We start from the raw sequence: 17,444 nt of genomic DNA, 5'->3' as shown, positions 1-17,444 counted from the left end.
CCCGTGATTAACGGGCTTCAACTCCAGGGGAGAACTCGCCATTAAACCGCTCTTTGCCCGAGGCTCATCAGCCACCAGTCGCGCTTTTATTTTTATTTTGATTACCATGGCGCTGGTGATTGTTGGGCTTTATACCGATCGCCTTGAACCGCTGCGCGAAAAGCTCGCCCAAGTGGTAACACCTTTCTACCAGATTACCGACCTGCCCAGCCGTGTAAACGATTGGCGCAAGGATACGTTTGTTTCTCATTCTGATCTCAAGCTCGAAAATGAAGCGCTTAAAACCGAATTGTTGATTCATCAGCGCAAGCTGCAACAGTTGGCTTCATTGGCAGCCGAAAACGTGCGTTTGCGCCAACTGCTCAATGCCAGCCAGATGCTGCAGGATACAGTGCTGATTGCCGAATTAATCGGCGTGTCGCCCAACCCACTCAGTCATAAGGTTGTTATCAATCGCGGTACGGTAGATGGTGCGTTTAAGGGGCAACCGGTTTTGGATGCGTTTGGTTTGATGGGGCAGGTGATTGAGGTGGGTGAAGCGTCCAGTACGGTACTGCTTATCTCGGACTCGACCCACGCGATTCCAGTGCAGGTTAATCGCAATGGCGTGCGTGCTATTGCTGAAGGTACAGGCGATTTGAATAGCCTTAGTCTGCGCCACGTATCGGCCAATACCGACATTCGCGCAGGTGATTTGCTAGTCAGTTCCGGTTTGGGCGCGCGCTTCCCGGTTGGCTATCCGGTTGCCGAGGTGCTGCAAGTGGTGCGTGATCCGGGCAAAGCATTTCTCACAGTGATTGCCAAACCTATGGCGCGTTTGGATCGCAGTCGTCATTTGTTATTAGTCTTTGAAAACCGCGATCAGGCCAGTGTGCCGGGCGCCTTAAGCCTGCCGGCAACCGAACCTGCTGCTTCCGCTGGATCGTCTTCTTCCAGCTCGGCCACCGGAGCGCGCTGATGCTCAGCCCGCAGCTGAATCTTTATTTTATTGTCGCGCTGAGTTTTTTGGCGGCATTAATCTTGTCGGTCTATCCGTTACCAATGGATATGCGTTGGTGGCGCCCTGAGTTTGTGTTGGTAGTGGCGATCTACTGGATCTTTTTTATGCCGCTAACGATCAGCTTTACGCTGCTCTGTGCCCTGGGGTTGTTTCAGGATTTGCTGGAAGGCGTGCCCTTTGGCCAGCACAGTCTCGGCCTGATAATCGTTGCCTATATTTGTATTCTTTCGTATCAGCGGGTGCGCAACTTTTCAATTGGCCGTCAATCAGCTTGGATCTTTGTGCTGGTTGGTATCGCCCAGCTAACGGATAACTGGGTGCAGGGCATGGCCGGGCGCCAGTTGTCGGGTATTCAATTTTTATATCCGGCAATCACCAGCGCGCTCTTATGGCCCGTCTGCTCTTGGTGGCTAAACGGTATAACGCATCGCTACCATCATTAACTGCCCTTTGCGGTATCAGGAGTTTTCAGCGTGAGCGCAGTTGTTTCCGATGTTGTTCCAGATTTGTATCTTGCATCCCAGTCGCCTCGCAGGAGCGAACTCTTACGCCAGATTGGTGTGCGCCATGCGGTGATTTCCGCCTCCATTCCTGAACAGCCTGCGGCGGGTGAAACCGCGTTGGATTATGTTCAGCGTCTCGCTCGTGAGAAAGCTGCTGCCGGTTTTGCTCAATTGCTCCAACAAAAATTGCCCATCGCGCCTGTACTCGGGGCCGATACACTCGGCTTATTGGATGGCGCCATTCTTGAAAAACCGCGCGATCAAGCCCACGCCCAGCAGATGTTGCGGCAGCTATCAGGTCGCACCCATCAAGTCATTACTGCCGTCGCGCTTCATTCATCTACCCAGCAAGCGCTGCGTGTGTCTATCACTGATGTGACGTTTCGCGAATTAAGCGATGCCGAAATTGCCGCTTACTGGGCAATGGGCGAGCCGCAGGATAAGGCGGGCGGTTATGCGATTCAGGGTTTGGGCGCAGTGTTTGTTAACGAAATCCGCGGCAGCTATTCCGCTGTTGTTGGCCTGCCGATCGAAGCGACCTGTGAGTTGCTGAAGGAGTTCGGTATTGCCTGGTGGACTGCCGGAGTAGAGCTATGAGTGAAGAGATTCTAATCAATGTCTCCCCGGTGGAGACCCGTGTAGCGCTGGTGGAAAATGGTGTAGTGCAGGAGTTTTACATCGAGCGCAGCCACGGCGAAAGTTACGTTGGCAATATCTATAAAGGCAAGGTGGTCAGAGTCTTGCCGGGTATGCAGGCGGCTTTTGTCGAGATTGGTCTGGAGCGCACCGGTTTTATCCACGCTGCCGATATGATGCCCGAACCTCCCGAGGGCGAGGTTCGCCGCAGCGAAGTGCCGGATATACGCACCCTGGTGCGCGAAGGGCAAACGCTATTGGTGCAGGTGGCCAAAGATCCTATTAGTACCAAGGGTGCGCGCCTGACCACCCATCTCACGCTGTCCTCTCGCTATCTGGTGTACATGCCTAACTCCAGTCACATAGGGGTGTCTACCCGCATTGAGGATGAACCCGAGCGCGAGCGTTTGCGCCAAGCGGTGGAAACCGCGGTTGCAGAGCAGGGTATTAGTGGTGGTTTTATTGTGCGCACCGTGGCGGAAGGCGCCGATGCCGCAGCGATCAATGCGGACATCCCCTTTTTGCGCCAGCTGTGGGAGGATTTAACCGCAAAATTGCCTACCTTGGGGGTGCCTGCGGAACTTCATCGCGATATGCCGCTCTATCTGCGCGCCCTGCGCGATATGGCGCGTGCGCCGATTGACCGGGTGCGGGTGGATTCGCGGCTGACCTGGCAACAAATGCAGGAATTTGCTGCCCAATATGCGCCGCAATTGGTGGACTTAATTGAGCTGTACAGCGGTGATCGCCCATTGCTGGAGCTCTACGGCGTGGAAGAGGAAATCCACCGCGCCCTGGAACCGCGCGTGCCGCTCAAATCCAACGGTTATTTGATTATCGAACAGACCGAAGCCATGACTACGGTGGATGTGAATACCGGCGCTTTTGTCGGCCATCGCAATCTGGAAGAGACAATTTTCAAGACCAATCTGGAAGCAGCTTCATCGATTGCCCGCCAGCTGCGGCTGCGCAATTTGGGTGGCATTATCATTCTCGATTTTATCGATATGAAAGACCCTGAGCATCAGCGGCAAGTATTGCGCACCCTGGAAAAGGCGCTGGAAAAAGATCACGCCAAAACTCGCATTACGGGTGTCTCGGAACTGGGTTTGGTGGAAATGGCGCGCAAGCGTACCCGTGAATCTCTCGGGCAGATGTTATGTGAGCCTTGCCCTGTGTGTCAGGGGCGCGGGCAGGTGAAATCGGCGGAGACTGTATGTTATGAAGTTTTCCGTGAAATTTTGCGCATGGCACGCACTTATGACAACCAAAAGTTTTTGGTGTTGGCATCGCAGTTGGTGGTTGACCGCCTGCTAGATGAAGAGGCCGCCTATGTGGCCGATCTGGAAGCTTTTATTAACCGAACCATCGAATTCAGGGTTGAGGCGCTCTTTCAACAAGAGCAGTACGATATCGTGTTGGTCTGATGTGCAATGCAACATTTACTCAGCAACCCCTAGCCCGGAATAGATCGCTGCAATGACTCGTGCTTTTCGCAAACTGGTGAAATGGTCGTACTTTCTGGTTGCCCTCGCGCTGATTTTATTGGCGGTGTTGGTGCAATCCGGGCGTAGCTTTTCCTATTTGTTGGGCGATTACAATCACAGCATTGCTGAGTATTTTTCTTCCAAACTCAATGCTCAGGTGGCCATAGGTCAGATTCAAGCTGATTGGGACGGTTTGAAGCCGAGTTTGCTGATTCGCGATCTCAGCATTAAGAGTCAGACTGACGAACCTATAGTTGCCTTAAAACAAGCCCGCCTGCGGCTCGATATGCTGGAGTCGCTCGTCAACTTGCGCCTGGTGTGGAGCAATCTATCGCTCCGCCAAGTGGATATGAGCTTTGCCCAGACCGCCGATGGTTTTTGGCAAATTCCCGGTCTGCCGAAGCGCACCGACGCCAATAAACCGGGTGTGCAGTTGGACGCGCTGCTCGATATGCTGCTGCTCTCCACCAAGATTGAATTTCAGCGCAGTCACCTCAGTTTTCAGTTTGCTTCGGGCAAACAAATGCAGTTGGCTTCACCTTATTTGCTGCTGGAAAATGCCGGTGATTTCCATCGCCTTGCTCTGCAAATCGATGTGGATGAGCAGCCGCGCAGTGTCTATCTGATCATGGAAGGACAGGGTGATCCACGGGATCAGGCCAGCTTTCGTAGCAAAGGCTATCTGCAGCTGAATCGTTTTCCCACCAGTGAACCCATCGCCGCAACCAGTGCGTTTTTGCTCAATGGAGTGAGTAAAGCCAGTGTGCAGAGCGAGGGAATGATCGATGCCAATATCTGGTTTGAAAGTCGCGTTGGTCAACAAGGTTACGATTTGGTTGGACGCTTGGGGCTGCAGCGTTTATCACTTCCGCTGGGGGAGCGCCGCCTGTCGCTGGATAATTTTGCCACTGAACTGACTGGTTATTGGGCGCCCAGCGGTGAATGGCGGTTGGGGCTACAGCAAATTAACGCCGCCATGAATGAGCAAAAGATCACCGATGTAAATATTGCGGTGGCCTCTACCGGGTTTAAAAAACCCTTGCAAATCAGCATGGATCAGCTGGATCTTAGCCGTTTAAGCAATATGTTAGATAGCGCAGGGGTATTGGGCGATGGCAAGTTACAAAAGGTATTAACAGCGCTCAACCTGCGTGGACAAGTACGCAACCTGCAATTGACCTTGCCCTTACAGGCGCCGAAAGAGTGGCAGCTGCGCGCCAATCTTGCGCAGGTGGCTAACGATGCCTGGCGTGGCGTGCCTGCTCTTACCGGTGTGGAGGGCTACCTGCAAGCAGGTCAAAAGGGTGGATTTGTCGATATAGATGTGCAGCAACACTTCACCATGCACTATTCCCCTACCTATTCGGCGCCTATGAAATACGACCGCGCCAAAGGTCAGGTCGCGTGGCATTTGCAACCGGAAAATAACCAGATTTATGTCAATAGCGGCCAGTTGGAGTTCCAGCAGGGGGAGGAGTTAGCGCACGGTTATATGTGGCTATCCCTGCCATGGCAGCGCAATACGGGTGATATTGATCTCTACCTACAAATTGGAGCTCGCCAGCTGAATGCCAGTCTTTATCAAAAATACACCCCTGCTTTGGCACCTCAATCGCTTCTCGCTTGGTTGGAACAGAGTATTGGCGGAAAAAATTCGGGTATAGCCACACAAGCCGGTTTTGTTTATCGCGGCACGCTCAATACCAAAAATCCTATGGCGCGCACTTTCCAGCTGTATCTCGACATAGAGCAGGCAGAGCTTAACTATCACCCCGGTTGGCCAGCTTTAACGCAACTGGATGGCCGTCTTCTGGTTAGCGATGCTCAGGTTTTTGCTAGCGTGACCGATGCCAAACTCTATACGAGTAAGGTGAACCGTGCAGAAGTGCGAGTGAATCCGCGTGCGCGAGGGCAGGGCTCACTGCTGCAGGTGGATGGTGAAATCAGCGGGGCTGCCAGCGACGGCGTCCGAGTGTTGCGCGAAGGTATGCTACGCCAATATTTGGGCGACAGTATGGACTCTTGGTCTATGCAGGGTGAAATGAAGGCGCAGCTCGACTTGGATATCCCCATTGGAACTGGTGAGGATAAACCGGAAGGGGCGCATCAACAGGTAGATGTTGCGCTTGATGTACCGAGGTTTGAATTGCAAAACCTGAATTTGGCTTTGAATGATTTAACCGGTCACATCAGCTACAACAGTGATACAGGAATTAGCAGCGACACACTTCATGCTCACTTTTTTGATGAGCCGATTGAGGCCAGGCTGGGTACTGTTAAGCTCGATAGTTACAGTAAAACGCTGATTGAACTGGATGGTGTGGTCGACGCGCACCAAATTGCCTACTGGAGCAAGCGACCTGAAGCACTGTTTCTCAGCGGCAACTTACCCTATCGCGCGCGCGTAGAATTACATCATCGCCCAGCGCGCCTGAAAAATCTGATTGAGCTGAGTCCGGAAGAGCCTCTGGATACTGTGCAATCCGCTGCTGTATTTACGGAGCAAGCGTTTGCCGAAGTGACCATTACCAGCAATCTGGAGAACGTTAGTGTCAACTTGCCTGCACCTTATGGCAAGCCCGCCAAGGGAGAGCGGCCATTTGAATTCAAACTCTGGCTGCAAGAAAATCAGGCGCAAATAGATGTGCGCTATAACAATGACATCCAAGCCTTGCTGCGCACGGATCGAGCGCGCAACAATAATTTACTCAACGCTAATATCGCCCTTGCCAGTGATGCAAAACTCAGCGAGCAACCGCAATTTTTAGTTTCTGGATTTTTACCCGGCATTGATTTGGATGCATGGAAAGAGGTGCAGGCGCGCTACAAAACCTATACCGAGCGACTCACTCCCGCTATTGCTCAGGCCTTGTCATCGTCGCAAGCCGCGACGTCATATGAGCCTGAACAGAAAGTGCCCGCAGGGCTGGTCGCCGGTTTGCCCTTTCGTGCGGAGTTGATGTTGGGGCAGTATGAGCTTGGCTCCACTGTTCTTGAAAATCTGAATGTGATTGCCGTACCAGCGCCGCTTGGCTGGCAACTGGAGGTAGAGAATTCGGTGGTTGCAGGCAGGTTGTTAGTGCCGGACAGTCCGTTTATCCCATTGCAAGTTGATTTGACTCGCTTATCGCTCACCCAGAACATGTTGGGGCAGGCAGATCAGATCGCGGTAGTGGATGGTGCCGGCGAGGCAACGGGAGAAACCAGTGCTGCTGCACCAGCCAGACCGGTGCAGATTATTGATCCACGTAAATTACCCTTGGCGAACATCAGTATTGCATCCTTGTTGCTGGACGATAACAACTATGGCAATTGGTCGCTGCAACTGCGCCCGAATGAGCAAGGGGTGGTGATCGATAATATTCGCGGCAGCATTAGAGGTGTTACGGTCAGCGCCGTTGATGAGGCACAGGAAGGTGCCCGTCTGATTTGGCAAAACACGCCAACAGGAGTAGAGACACGTTTTATCGGCAACTTAAGTGCGGCTGACTTGGGCGGCGTATTGCGCGCGTGGGGTAAGCCAGACACTATAGAAAGCGAAACTGCACACTTTAGTGCCGATCTGTTTTGGGCAGGCTCACCGCAAGACTTTAATCTGGTAAATCTCAATGGCGAGATGAGTATCGCAATTGAAACCGGGCGTTTTAAACGTGAAGCCAATGCGGGCGACGGCATTCTGCGCCTGATGTCGATTCTTAACTTCGATACGCTAGCGCGCCGATTGCGTTTTGACTTTTCGGATCTCTACAAAAGTGGCCTCGCCTATGACGCTATCAACGGAAAGGTGCGTTTCAATCAGGGAACAATGGTGTTTGAAGAACCCTTAATCGTCCGCACACCCTCCAGTGGTATGCAAATGGCGGGCAGTATTGATCTGCGCAATGAAACCCTCAATACCCGTCTGGTTGCCACCTTGCCTGTGGCTGGGAACGTAACTTTCTATGCTGCCCTTGCAACCGGATTGCCCGCCGCTGCCGGTGTTTATTTGATTAGCAAACTATTCAAAAAGCAGGTAGATCAGGCGACTAGTGTCAGTTACACGATTAAAGGCAGTTGGGACGAGCCGAAAATGCGTTTTAACCGCTTGTTTGAAAGTGAAAAAAGTTTGCGTGATAGCGTAAATGAAAAACAAGAGGAAGCCTTGCCACCCGACAAGCCTTCAGCAAATAGCACTCGCAAGAAACAATAAGGGCGCCTTCTGGGCGCCCTTATTGTTTGTGTGTGATTCGCAGCGGAATATATGACTAATCCTGTGCGTCCAGTTGCTCGCGAATAAACCCGAACAGTTTGCGCGCATTCGCCGGCGGCTTATTTTCTTCGCGCTCTTTTTGCGCGCTGCGGATTAACTGGCGCAAGTGTTGTACATCAATGCCTGGGCAAGAAGTCACCAAGGTTTGGAAGATTTGCTTGTCACCTTCAATTAGCAAGTCGCGATAGCGCTCTACTTGATGTTGGCGGTGTACATACTGGTCGCTGCGGTTTTGCAGCTTATCGACAGCGGCTTTAATTTCTTCGTGATTACCTTCGCGCATCAAGCGGCCAATATATTGAATCTGGCGGCGGCGCGCCTCTTTGGGCGGCATTTTGCGCGCGATGTAGATGGCGTCCAGCATTTCCTCGCTCAGCGGAATCTGCGCGAGTTGCTTTTCGTTCATGGTGATAAAACTTTCACCCAGTGCCTGCAGCGCATGCATATCGCGTTTAACCTGCGATTTACTGAGGATGTAGTCATCGGGATTGATGTCGTCGTAGTTGTAAACCATAAGAATAACTGTACTTGGTGCGCAAAGCGCAAATGAATATAGGGCTAAACCGGCAAAAGCGTGTAATACATGGTGCCGGAAAAGGTCGCGCAGCTTAGTGCAGAAAAGCAACAACAACAACCGCTTTTGCCAGAATGTCTGTTGGAGAATGGCTGACTATAACGATAGTTGGTTTATTCGCCTTCTTCAAAGCGGTCGGCAATCAACGCGCGGATCGCACAAAGTGCGGCTTCGGCATCCTCACCTTCCACGCTGACTTGCAAAGCGGTTCCCTGACTTGCAGCCAATAACATCAATGACATCACGCTCTTGGCATCGGCCCAGTGGCCTTCGCCGACACGCGCTTGCACCTTGGCCTGATACTGGTTGGCAAGGGTGGCAAGTTTAGCTGCAGCACGTGCATGCAGGCCGCGTTTATTAATGATGTCGAGTATTTCGATGTGCATGGTTTAGGGTTTTTTGTGTTTGTTAATGTCGCGATGGCGAACTTGTACATCGCTAAAACTGTGATCGAAATGTTTTTGTAACCGTTCGGATAAATACACCGAACGGTGTTGGCCGCCGGTACAGCCTATCGCAATAGTAATGTAACTGCGGTTGTTGGCTTGGTAGCGCGGCAACCAGCGGGTCAGGTAATGTTCTATATCGTCGTACATTTCCTTTACCGTTATTTGTTCTTCAAGGAACTCAATCACGTCCTGATCTCTGCCTGTCTGGGGTCGCAATGCAGGTTTCCAATGAGGATTGGGCAGGCAGCGCGCATCGAATACCAAATCGGCATTAACCGGAACCCCGTGCTTGAACCCAAAGGATTCAAACAAAATAGCCATAGTCGATTCACTGCGCCCCACCACACGCTCTTTTACTAAATCGCGCAATTCGTGCAGGTTCAGGTGGCTGGTATCGATGACTTGATCGGCGCAGTCGCGAATAGGTTCAAGTAGCTGATCTTCTGCGCTAATAGCTTCTTCCAAGCTGGTGTGTTTATCGGACAGTGGATGCTTGCGTCGGGTTTCACTAAAGCGTTGGATTAGCACAGATGGCTGTGAATCTAGAAACAGGGTTTGGAAGGGTAGGTGAGCCTCCTTTAGGGTGCTAATCATTTGCGGAAAGATGGCCAGATCCTGCCAGGCATTGCGCACATCTATGCCAATCGCAAACCGGTGCTGGTCGTCTTTGTGGATCTGGATCTGGGCAACCAGTGCGGGCAACAGGCTCACCGGCAGATTGTCGATACAGTTAAAACCCACGTCTTCCAAAACGTGAAGCGCTGTACTTTTACCCGACCCTGACAGGCCGCTGACGATCACCAGATGCATAACAAAATCCTGCTTAAGTGATTAGCGCTGCTTGATAAAGCGCTTCGTTGCTCTTGGCCGCCCGCAAACGCTGGCGGTATTCAGCGTTATTTAATGCACCAGCAAGCGCGGCGAGGGTTTGTAAATGTTCGCTATGGGCATCTTCCGGCACCAGCATGGCGAATAAAATATCGACTGGCTGCGAGTCTATGGCATCGAAGTCGATTGGCGCAGCCAGAGTGATCAGCGCACCTACGGTGCCGCTGCAATGCTCAACCCGGCAGTGGGGAATCGCAATGCCGTGGCCTATGCCGGTAGAACCCAGACGCTCGCGGCCAATCAGGCGGCGAAATAATTCATCGGCATCGATATCGGGAATATCTTGTGCGATGGTGTTGGCGAGCAACTCCAGTGCACGTTTTTTACTGCCACCTTCAACGCCACAAAGTGTGCGGCCGGGGCTAATCAGGGATTGAATTTGCATAACAAGGTGATGCTGTGCATCTCTCAACAAGTGATGCCGACATCGCATACTAGCAATGGCGGCATAGGTTCAAATTAACGATGGCTGGCTGCCATGCACTCAGCGATGACTGCGCATTTTCTCTTTGTGTTTAATCAATTGACGATCAAGCTTGTCGGATAGTGCATCAATAGCGGTATACAGGTCTTCATGGGTGGCATCGGCAAATAAATCTTTACCGCTTACATGAATAGTGGCTTCTGCTTTTTGAATCAGTTTATCTACCGAGAGGATGACATTAACACTGGTGATGCGGTCGTTGTGCAGGCTCAGTCGCTCCAATTTACTGGAGACATACTCTCTCATTGAATCAGTTACTTCTACGTGGTGACCGCTGATATTTAATTGCATAAGTACTTCCTCTCGCTGGAAACAAAACGGCTGTTACTAGAGCAGCCTCACAATACAACCTACATTAGACTCACACTGTTAATCTAGTTATTTTGAGCATTAATTGCTAAATCGTTTTGCGCTCATTCGATGGCGGAATGTTGAGCGACTCACGATATTTGGCAATCGTACGTCGCGCCACTTGAATGCCTTGCTCGCCGAGCAGGTCGGTAATTTTACTGTCGCTCAATGGTTTTTTCGGGTTTTCAGCACTGACCAATTTTTTGATGATGGCGCGAATTGCAGTCGATGAACACTCTCCGCCGCTGTCGGTGCTGACGTGACTGGAGAAAAAATATTTCAATTCAAAAATACCCTGCGGTGTGTGCATGTATTTTTGCGTAGTGACTCGCGAAATAGTCGATTCGTGCATCTCCACAATTTCGGCTATATCGTGCAGCACCAATGGCTTCATTGCCTCGGGGCCGTAATCTAAAAAGCCGCGCTGTTTTTCTACGATACAGCTCGCCACTTTCAGCAGGGTTTCATTGCGGCTTTGCAAACTTTTTAAGAACCAGCGCGCTTCTTGCAGATTATCTTTTAAAAATGTGTTGTCGGTGCTGGAGTCGGCGCGTTTCACCATGGAGGCGTAATCGGAATTGATGCGCAAGCGCGGCGCTATGTCCGGGTTGAGTTCAACTATCCAGCGACCATCGCGTTTGTCGACAAATACATCGGGAACAACGTATTCGGTATCGCCATTGGCAATCATATCGCCCGGCCGCGGATTTAAACTTTGAATTAAGGCTACCGCTTGGCTTAACTCTGCTTCTTTTAATTTGGTACGGCGCATTAGCTGGCGATAATCGCGGCTGCCGAGCACTGGCAAGTATTGTTTGGTAATTAACTTTGCCGCTTCCAAAAACGGTGTTTTGGGGTCAAATTGTTGCAACTGTACCAGCAGGCATTCAGATAGATTTTGGCTGCACACGCCGCAGGGATCAAACTGCTGTAAACGGTGTTGAACGGCTTGGACTTCATCCAGTTCCAGCTCTTCAAAATCGCCGCGCATACCTTCAAAAATTTCTTCGATACTGATGGACAGCATGCCGCTGGGCTCCACTGCATCGATAATTGCCATGGCCAGTACACGGTCGCGGTCCGACATAGGCGTCAGATTCAATTGCCACATCAGGTGGTCGTAGAGCGAATCTGTCACTGCGCGGCGGCTCTCGAAATCACCGTCTTCGTTGTCGTAATTGCTGGAGCTGCCGCTAGAGGAGGATTGGTACACATCATCCCAACTGGTATCTACTGGCAAATCGCTGGGAATGGAGTCGCTCCAATCGCCGCTGTCTGCGCTAAAGCTTTCGCCTTCGCCATAGACATCGCTATCGCCATCGCTGGTGTTACTGGTCTCGCTGTAATTATCGCCAGTAGAGGAAAAGTTTTCGCTTGCGGTAAAGTCGCTGCCGTGATCAGCGCCCGCTTCCGCGGCGATTTCCAATTGGCGGGTGTAATCTGCTTTGTCCTGCTCGCTACCTTCATACTCATTGGTTGAGTTTGACGAATCGAAGGCTTCTTCCATTTCCAGCATTGGGTTGGATTCGAGCGCTTCCTGGATTTCTTGTTGCAGATCTAAGGTCGATAGTTGCAAAAGGCGAATAGCCTGTTGCAATTGTGGGGTCATGGTCAGCTGTTGACCGAGTTTGAGCTGGAGAGATTGCTTCATTATGTGAACGACAAACCCTTATAACGCGGATGGAAAACATCGGATAAGGGGAGTTTAGTCAGGGTTTGGCGCGCAAGCAATACAGTTAAGCAAGCTTTATGCCTAATGGATAAAGATTGTTACTTGTCAAGTTTTTTGTGTGTTGCTTATGGTGGTGCCATTAAGGCAGTTGGTAACACTCTTAGCGCAGGGATTTGACTCGCTTACAAGCGGAAATGCTCACCCAGATAGACCTCGCGCACTTTAGTATTGCTGAGCACAGTGTCTGCATCACCTTCGGCAATAATGTGGCCTTCGCTGACAATATAAGCGGTCTCGCAGATATCCAGCGTCTCGCGCACGTTGTGGTCGGTAATTAACACGCCGATGCCGCGATCTTTAAGGTGGCGCACAATTTCTTTGATGTCGTTGACAGAGATGGGGTCAACACCGGCAAAGGGTTCATCGAGCAGAATGAATTTAGGGTCGGTGGCCAGCGCGCGGGCGATTTCTACCCGGCGGCGTTCACCGCCCGAAAGTGCCATGCCCAAGCTGTCACGGATGTGGGTGATATGGAACTCGCTCAGCAGCGACTCGAGCTTTGCCTGACGTTGAAAGCTATCTAAATCCTTGCGTGTCTCCAGAATCGCCATGATGTTATCGGCAACGCTCAGCTTGCGGAAAATCGATGCCTCTTGCGGCAAATAGCCAATACCTGCGCGCGCGCGCCCGTGAATTGGGAGCTGGGTAAGGTCGCGGTCGTCAATCAACACTGTGCCGTTATCGGCAGCTACCAGCCCGGCAATCATATAAAAACAGGTGGTTTTACCCGCGCCATTGGGGCCGAGTAAACCAACAATGCGGCCGCTTTCAACGGTGATGGATACGTCGATAACGACTTTGCGTTTTTTGTAGCTTTTAGCCAGATGGCGTGCGTGCAGAGTAGGCATAGGTATTATTGCGCAGCGTTGGATGATGAGGTGGGAGCACTTGGGTCGGTGTTGTTCGTCTTCGGCGGAATCACAATTTCGATTCGCTGGCCGGTGCCGGATGCGCTGGTATTGCCAGCTGCTTTCATCACTTCTTTCACTAAATCGTAATCAATATGGGGGCCGCTCATCACTGCACCGTTTTGCTCAACTGATGCATCTTCGATTAATAGCAGATGCTCGTTACTGGGGGTGTAAGTAATTTGTTTGGCTGCGGCGGTGACGACACCTTGATCTTTTTCGGGCTGCTGCTGGAAGCGCGCCGGGTTGCCGGAGGCGATCATTTTTTCCACGCTGCTGTCAGGGTTGGTGTGAATCACAATCGACTCCGCAGTAATCACTAGCGAGCCCTGCTGAATTTTTACCGAGCCCGTATAGGTCGCCACCCCATTTTTTTGATCGACAGTAAGGTTGTCCGCTGAGCCGCGAATGGTTTCATGTTTGTCGCTGGGTAGAGCCAGGCTGGTGGTGCTATAGCTGGCGATAAATGCAGCGATTGCCACTGCAATTGGGGATAAAACAAAACGAAATTTAGCGGGGATCATAAACAGCCTTAACCTGGGACTTTAACTGAAGCCGACTCTGCGCCAGGTCGGCATCCATACCAATCGCATCTATCTGACCTTTAGCGCTGCGCATCTTAACAGCTTTGTCGGTTTCCGCGAATTGTTCGCTGGCGCGCACACGCAGCTCGCTAGTGGTGATTTGAATCAATCCCTGCGTCGGCGTCTGCTGTTGAATTAATACATTATCCAGCAGGCGAATAAGCTGACCGTTGGCTTCGCTGCGACCAGTTTCAGCGGTGACTAACCAGGGCGCTGCGGATTCAGCATCGTAAAAAGCCATATCCGGAAGCTGGATCAGCGTGTAATCGCGATCTGACGGGCCATCGGGATTTAATTGGTAGTGGGTGATTTGTGGGGTCGATAACTGATAATGCAGGCGGCCTTGTGAATCAAATTCGCGGGTTTTTACCTCTTGCATATAAAATTGTGGAAAACCACTGGGGTCATATTCGTGGTTTGCCAACTCAGCTTTTTGGCGCAATGAGAAAGCAAAAAAACAGATCACCAGTGCAAAGGCGATTAGCCAAGGCGCCGGAATATATTCGTGGATTTTGTAGATCCGTTGCAAAAAAGCCATCACCTAAACTTCACTGTTAGGGGCTAAAAAGGGTGCTAAAGCCGCATCAAATGTACCCTGTGCCTGCATGATTAAATCGCACGCGGCGCGCACTGCGCCTTCGCCACCGCGCTCGGTGCTTTGCCAATGAGCGCGGCTAACAACACTTGGATGAGCATTGGCAACAGTCAAGGCGAGGCCGACGCGGGTCATCACGGTTAAGTCGGGCCAGTCATCGCCCATAAAGGCGATGTTATTCAAATCAAACGGATGTTCCTGCAGTATCTCTTGCAGTGCTTCCCACTTATCTTCGCGCCCTTGCACCAGAATGTTGATGCCCAAATCGCTCGCGCGGCGGGCGACCAGATTGCTGGTGCGACCGGTGATAATGCCTACTTTTACCCCGCTTTTTTGCAGGATTTTCAGCCCCTGACCATCCAGCGTGCTGAAGGATTTAAGTTCTTCACCGTTGTTGCCAAAAAAGAGTCGGCCATCGGTCAGTACACCGTCTACATCTAACAACAGCAATTTAATGCGCGCGGCGCGCTTGCGCAATTCAGGGCTCAATTCATGGTTCATGCAGTGCTTCCGTGGTTAGATAATGCCTGCGCGCAGCAGGTCATTGATTTTTACGACACCAACAAGATTTTTTTGTTCGTTAGTGACCAGTAATACGTTAATTTTTGCCTGCTCCATTAGCGCCAGTGCCTCGGCTGCCAAGGTGTTTTCGCGCAGCATTTTGGGTGTGGTGTTCATTAGTTCACCCACGGTGGCAATGCGGATATCGACACCTTTGTCGATACTGCGGCGCAAGTCGCCATCGGTGAAAATCCCGAGCAATTCATCGCCTTCCATTACCGTTGTCATGCCAAAACCTTTGTCTGACATCACCATCAGTGCATCGAGCATGGGGGTGCTAGCGCTGACGCGTGGAATGTCATCGCCGCTGTGCATCACATCGGCGATACGCAACAGGAGTTTGCGCCCGAGTGCGCCGCCGGGGTGAGAAAAGGCGAAATCTTCGGCGGTAAAACCGCGCGCTTCCAGCAGTGCAATGGCAAGTGCATCGCCCATGACCAGGGTGGCGGTCGTGCTGGAGGTGGGCGCGAGATCCAATGGGCAGGCCTCGAAGGCGACACTGATATCCAAATTCACTTCCGCGACTTCGGCGAGTGTGGAGTGGCTGTTTGCCGTCATGCTGATGATCTTGATGCCGGCGCGTTTGAACAGTGGCAGCAGGGTAACTATTTCGCTTGAGGTGCCCGAGTAGGAGATGGCGAGCACTATATCGTTTTGGGTGATCATGCCCAAGTCGCCATGGCTAGCTTCGCCCGGGTGAACAAAAAATGCCGGAGTGCCGGTGCTGGCGAGAGTAGCGGCGATTTTTTTGCCTATATGGCCGGATTTGCCCATGCCTGTGACAATCACGCGGCCGCTGCAATTGAGGATAAGTTCGCAGGCGGTGGTGAATTGGCCGTCTATACGTTCAGCTAACGCAGTCACCGCTTCCGCTTCGAGGCGGATGGTGCGCAGCGCAGAGCCAACATAATCGAAAGCGGTCATAGTATTGCGTTCCAAAGTGGTGGAGCCGGGATTTTAACGCCATCAGTCATAGCGCTGGTCATCTCCGGTTAATCATGGTCGGGCATTATAGCTTTCAGGGTTTGCATGGCGAGGGAAGTTTGCGTCTTTTTTCTAGCAAGTTTCTTATACCGGCAAAACGGGGGTGTTATAGTGCGCGCCGCAAGCCTGATCGCAGCGCCTCCGGTTTAATAAACCGCCACATCCAATAAGTAACGCATAAAGAATGGCACCATAAGGAAGTCGCGCTGTCTGAGTTTTGGTTTTGCTGGCTGTCTTCAACCAGCAAGTCCGGGCATAAGGCCATCTCTGACTTAATGACCACACATCAATTAATGGAAGGTTTTACGATGAAATATTTACTCACCAAAGTCTCTGGTGTTGTTTTTGGTTTAGCGATGCTGTTTAGCTTGTCTGCTATTGCGCAAGCGCCTGCGGCAACGCAATCCCCCAAAGTGATTGTAGAGTCTGTTGCGCAACAATTGTTTGACTTGGTCAAGGCTAAAAATGCGGCTAAAACTGCCGATGATGTCTATTTCAAACAAGTAGAAGGTGCGCTTAATGATGTAGTGAATTTCCCCTTTATCGCCGCCTCGGTGATGGGTAAAGCCTACAAACAAGCGTCGCCTGCCCAGCGCCAAGAATTCCAGAAAGTATTTAAAGATGGCATGGTAAAGTCGCTCGCCAAAGGCGTGTTGGGTTATGCCGATAGCAAGGTGACTATTGCGGGTGTGAACGAAGTAAACCCGGCTCGGCATGTGGTGAAACAAGAAGTGGCAATTGAAGGTGCTACGCACAAGTTGGATTACACCATGCGCAAAGAAAAATCGGGCGAATGGAAACTGATTAACGTGGTGCTCAACGGCGTGAATCTGGGGCAATCGTTCAGCGGTCAGTTCAAGGCCAGCCTGAAGAAATACAACGGCGATATCGACAAGGTAATCGCCAACTGGCTTGCAGATGCCTAAATCGATCTAAAACCGTCAGTTTGCAAAACCCCGGCCCAGCGCCGGGGTTTTGCGTTATAGGGGGTGGCGTTTAGCGATTGCGGATTGCATCGGGGTTGTGGGTGCGATATGGGTGACATTCCGGTAAACTGCGCGCCTTATTTACTTATCGCTATATTATGTCCGGCTTTTTGCGCGGGCATAGGTGGCCTGACTCCCTATCGAGAAATCTATGCAATCTGAACAAATCAAAGCGCTGATTGAAAGCCAAATTCCCGAGTGCGATGTGAAATCTGTCGAAGTGATGGGCGATCACATTGGTCTGGTTGTGGTCAGTCCGGCATTTGCCGGTTTGACTCCCGTGAAAAAACAGCAGCTGGTGCTGTCTACCCTGAGCGCGCAATTTGCTGACCGCAGTATTCACGCGGTGGATTACATCAAATCGTTTACGCCGGAGCAGTGGCAGCAAGCGCAACAGCAACAGTAATTCTTCTATCGCCAGCGCTTCTGCAAGAGGGCGCTGGCATCTATTTTTCTTTTTGCTTTCAGGGTTG

Annotated in this window: 18 protein-coding genes; 7 read left to right on the top strand and 11 right to left on the bottom strand. The window is 51.5% G+C overall.

All coding sequences use genetic code 11. The annotated features are described in order from the left end of the window. Positions 1-40 precede the first annotated feature (40 nt). The 5 genes from mreC to AC2CG4_RS11890 are packed head-to-tail and all read left to right on the top strand — an operon-like array spanning position 41 to position 7,815. Entirely contained in the window at positions 41-958 is a 918-nt protein-coding gene (gene mreC, locus AC2CG4_RS11910) for a rod shape-determining protein MreC (protein WP_484486521.1), read from the top strand. Continuing rightward, on the top strand, positions 958-1,443 hold the full coding sequence (gene mreD / locus AC2CG4_RS11905) for a rod shape-determining protein MreD (protein WP_484486461.1): 486 nt from the start codon (positions 958-960) through the stop codon (positions 1,441-1,443). The genes mreC and mreD overlap by 1 nt, the downstream gene beginning before the upstream one ends. A 30-nt stretch (positions 1,444-1,473) precedes the next feature. Then, positions 1,474-2,100, top strand: a complete 627-nt coding sequence (locus AC2CG4_RS11900) for a Maf family protein (protein WP_484486460.1) — start codon at positions 1,474-1,476, stop codon at positions 2,098-2,100. Continuing rightward, on the top strand, positions 2,097-3,566 hold the full coding sequence (gene rng / locus AC2CG4_RS11895; protein ID WP_484486459.1) for a ribonuclease G: 1,470 nt from the start codon (positions 2,097-2,099) through the stop codon (positions 3,564-3,566). The genes AC2CG4_RS11900 and rng overlap by 4 nt, the downstream gene beginning before the upstream one ends. Positions 3,567-3,618: 52 nt before the next feature. Next, positions 3,619-7,815: a YhdP family protein gene (locus AC2CG4_RS11890; protein WP_484486458.1), complete on the top strand. Its 4,197-nt coding sequence runs from the start codon at positions 3,619-3,621 to the stop codon at positions 7,813-7,815. A 55-nt stretch (positions 7,816-7,870) separates the two neighbouring features. Here the strand turns inward: AC2CG4_RS11890 and yjgA are convergent, their stop codons facing one another. The 11 genes from yjgA to AC2CG4_RS11835 all read right to left on the bottom strand — a co-directional run bounded on the left by yjgA (position 7,871) and on the right by AC2CG4_RS11835 (position 15,925). Further along, a complete protein-coding gene (gene yjgA / locus AC2CG4_RS11885) occupies positions 7,871-8,389 on the bottom strand; it encodes a ribosome biogenesis factor YjgA (protein ID WP_484486457.1) in 519 nt (172 codons plus the stop codon). Positions 8,390-8,562: 173 nt separating this feature from the next. Beyond that, positions 8,563-8,835 (bottom strand): HPr family phosphocarrier protein, encoded by a 273-nt coding sequence (locus AC2CG4_RS11880; RefSeq protein ID WP_484486456.1) that lies wholly within the window; start codon positions 8,833-8,835, stop codon positions 8,563-8,565. Positions 8,836-8,838: 3 nt separating this feature from the next. Beyond that, positions 8,839-9,708 (bottom strand): RNase adapter RapZ, encoded by an 870-nt coding sequence (rapZ, locus tag AC2CG4_RS11875; protein WP_484486455.1) that lies wholly within the window; start codon positions 9,706-9,708, stop codon positions 8,839-8,841. 13 nt (positions 9,709-9,721) lie between these two features. After that, positions 9,722-10,171, bottom strand: a complete 450-nt coding sequence (gene ptsN, locus AC2CG4_RS11870) for a PTS IIA-like nitrogen regulatory protein PtsN (protein WP_062066724.1) — start codon at positions 10,169-10,171, stop codon at positions 9,722-9,724. A 99-nt stretch (positions 10,172-10,270) separates the two neighbouring features. Beyond that, complete coding sequence (gene hpf / locus AC2CG4_RS11865; RefSeq protein ID WP_062066721.1) at positions 10,271-10,561, bottom strand: ribosome hibernation-promoting factor, HPF/YfiA family; 291 nt, start codon at positions 10,559-10,561, stop codon at positions 10,271-10,273. Between the two features lie 106 nt (positions 10,562-10,667). Then, entirely contained in the window at positions 10,668-12,272 is a 1,605-nt protein-coding gene (locus AC2CG4_RS11860) for an RNA polymerase factor sigma-54 (RefSeq protein ID WP_484486454.1), read from the bottom strand. 203 nt (positions 12,273-12,475) lie between these two features. Next, positions 12,476-13,201, bottom strand: coding sequence for an LPS export ABC transporter ATP-binding protein (gene lptB, locus AC2CG4_RS11855; RefSeq protein WP_484486453.1), 726 nt, complete (start codon positions 13,199-13,201; stop codon positions 12,476-12,478). Positions 13,202-13,206: 5 nt separating this feature from the next. After that, positions 13,207-13,785, bottom strand: a complete 579-nt coding sequence (gene lptA, locus AC2CG4_RS11850; RefSeq protein WP_484486452.1) for a lipopolysaccharide transport periplasmic protein LptA — start codon at positions 13,783-13,785, stop codon at positions 13,207-13,209. Then, positions 13,772-14,374 (bottom strand): LPS export ABC transporter periplasmic protein LptC, encoded by a 603-nt coding sequence (gene lptC, locus AC2CG4_RS11845; protein ID WP_484486451.1) that lies wholly within the window; start codon positions 14,372-14,374, stop codon positions 13,772-13,774. The genes lptA and lptC overlap by 14 nt, the downstream gene beginning before the upstream one ends. A gap of 12 nt (positions 14,375-14,386) precedes the next feature. Further along, a complete protein-coding gene (locus AC2CG4_RS11840) occupies positions 14,387-14,941 on the bottom strand; it encodes a KdsC family phosphatase (protein WP_484486450.1) in 555 nt (184 codons plus the stop codon). A gap of 15 nt (positions 14,942-14,956) precedes the next feature. Next, complete coding sequence (locus AC2CG4_RS11835) at positions 14,957-15,925, bottom strand: KpsF/GutQ family sugar-phosphate isomerase (protein ID WP_484486449.1); 969 nt, start codon at positions 15,923-15,925, stop codon at positions 14,957-14,959. Between the two features lie 368 nt (positions 15,926-16,293). Here AC2CG4_RS11835 and AC2CG4_RS11830 point away from each other — a divergent pair, with 368 nt between their 5' ends. Both AC2CG4_RS11830 and AC2CG4_RS11825 read left to right on the top strand, forming a co-directional pair. Further along, a complete protein-coding gene (locus AC2CG4_RS11830) occupies positions 16,294-16,911 on the top strand; it encodes an MlaC/ttg2D family ABC transporter substrate-binding protein (protein ID WP_484486448.1) in 618 nt (205 codons plus the stop codon). 211 nt (positions 16,912-17,122) lie between these two features. After that, the gene (locus AC2CG4_RS11825; protein WP_062066700.1) at positions 17,123-17,377 is read left to right on the top strand and encodes a BolA family protein; all 255 of its coding nucleotides are present in this window, start codon (positions 17,123-17,125) and stop codon (positions 17,375-17,377) included. Positions 17,378-17,444 lie beyond the last annotated feature (67 nt).

Source organism: Cellvibrio sp. ATLC23, from assembly GCF_057196725.1.
This window is presented reverse-complemented; position numbering and strand designations above follow the sequence as displayed.

Bases quoted from the DNA above. Each gene is read 5' to 3' on its own strand.
- mreD (WP_484486461.1), top strand. From the start codon at position 958: ATGCTCAGCCCGCAGCTGAATCTTTATTTTATTGTCGCGCTGAGTTTT.
- rng (WP_484486459.1), top strand. From the start codon at position 2,097: ATGAGTGAAGAGATTCTAATCAATGTCTCCCCGGTGGAGACCCGTGTA.
- AC2CG4_RS11890 (WP_484486458.1), top strand. From the start codon at position 3,619: ATGACTCGTGCTTTTCGCAAACTGGTGAAATGGTCGTACTTTCTGGTT.
- yjgA (WP_484486457.1), bottom strand. From the start codon at position 8,389: ATGGTTTACAACTACGACGACATCAATCCCGATGACTACATCCTCAGT.
- AC2CG4_RS11880 (WP_484486456.1), bottom strand. From the start codon at position 8,835: ATGCACATCGAAATACTCGACATCATTAATAAACGCGGCCTGCATGCA.
- rapZ (WP_484486455.1), bottom strand. From the start codon at position 9,708: ATGCATCTGGTGATCGTCAGCGGCCTGTCAGGGTCGGGTAAAAGTACA.
- ptsN (WP_062066724.1), bottom strand. From the start codon at position 10,171: ATGCAAATTCAATCCCTGATTAGCCCCGGCCGCACACTTTGTGGCGTT.
- hpf (WP_062066721.1), bottom strand. From the start codon at position 10,561: ATGCAATTAAATATCAGCGGTCACCACGTAGAAGTAACTGATTCAATG.
- AC2CG4_RS11860 (WP_484486454.1), bottom strand. From the start codon at position 12,272: ATGAAGCAATCTCTCCAGCTCAAACTCGGTCAACAGCTGACCATGACC.
- lptB (WP_484486453.1), bottom strand. From the start codon at position 13,201: ATGCCTACTCTGCACGCACGCCATCTGGCTAAAAGCTACAAAAAACGC.
- lptA (WP_484486452.1), bottom strand. From the start codon at position 13,785: ATGATCCCCGCTAAATTTCGTTTTGTTTTATCCCCAATTGCAGTGGCA.
- AC2CG4_RS11840 (WP_484486450.1), bottom strand. From the start codon at position 14,941: ATGAACCATGAATTGAGCCCTGAATTGCGCAAGCGCGCCGCGCGCATT.
- AC2CG4_RS11835 (WP_484486449.1), bottom strand. From the start codon at position 15,925: ATGACCGCTTTCGATTATGTTGGCTCTGCGCTGCGCACCATCCGCCTC.
- AC2CG4_RS11830 (WP_484486448.1), top strand. From the start codon at position 16,294: ATGAAATATTTACTCACCAAAGTCTCTGGTGTTGTTTTTGGTTTAGCG.
- AC2CG4_RS11825 (WP_062066700.1), top strand. From the start codon at position 17,123: ATGCAATCTGAACAAATCAAAGCGCTGATTGAAAGCCAAATTCCCGAG.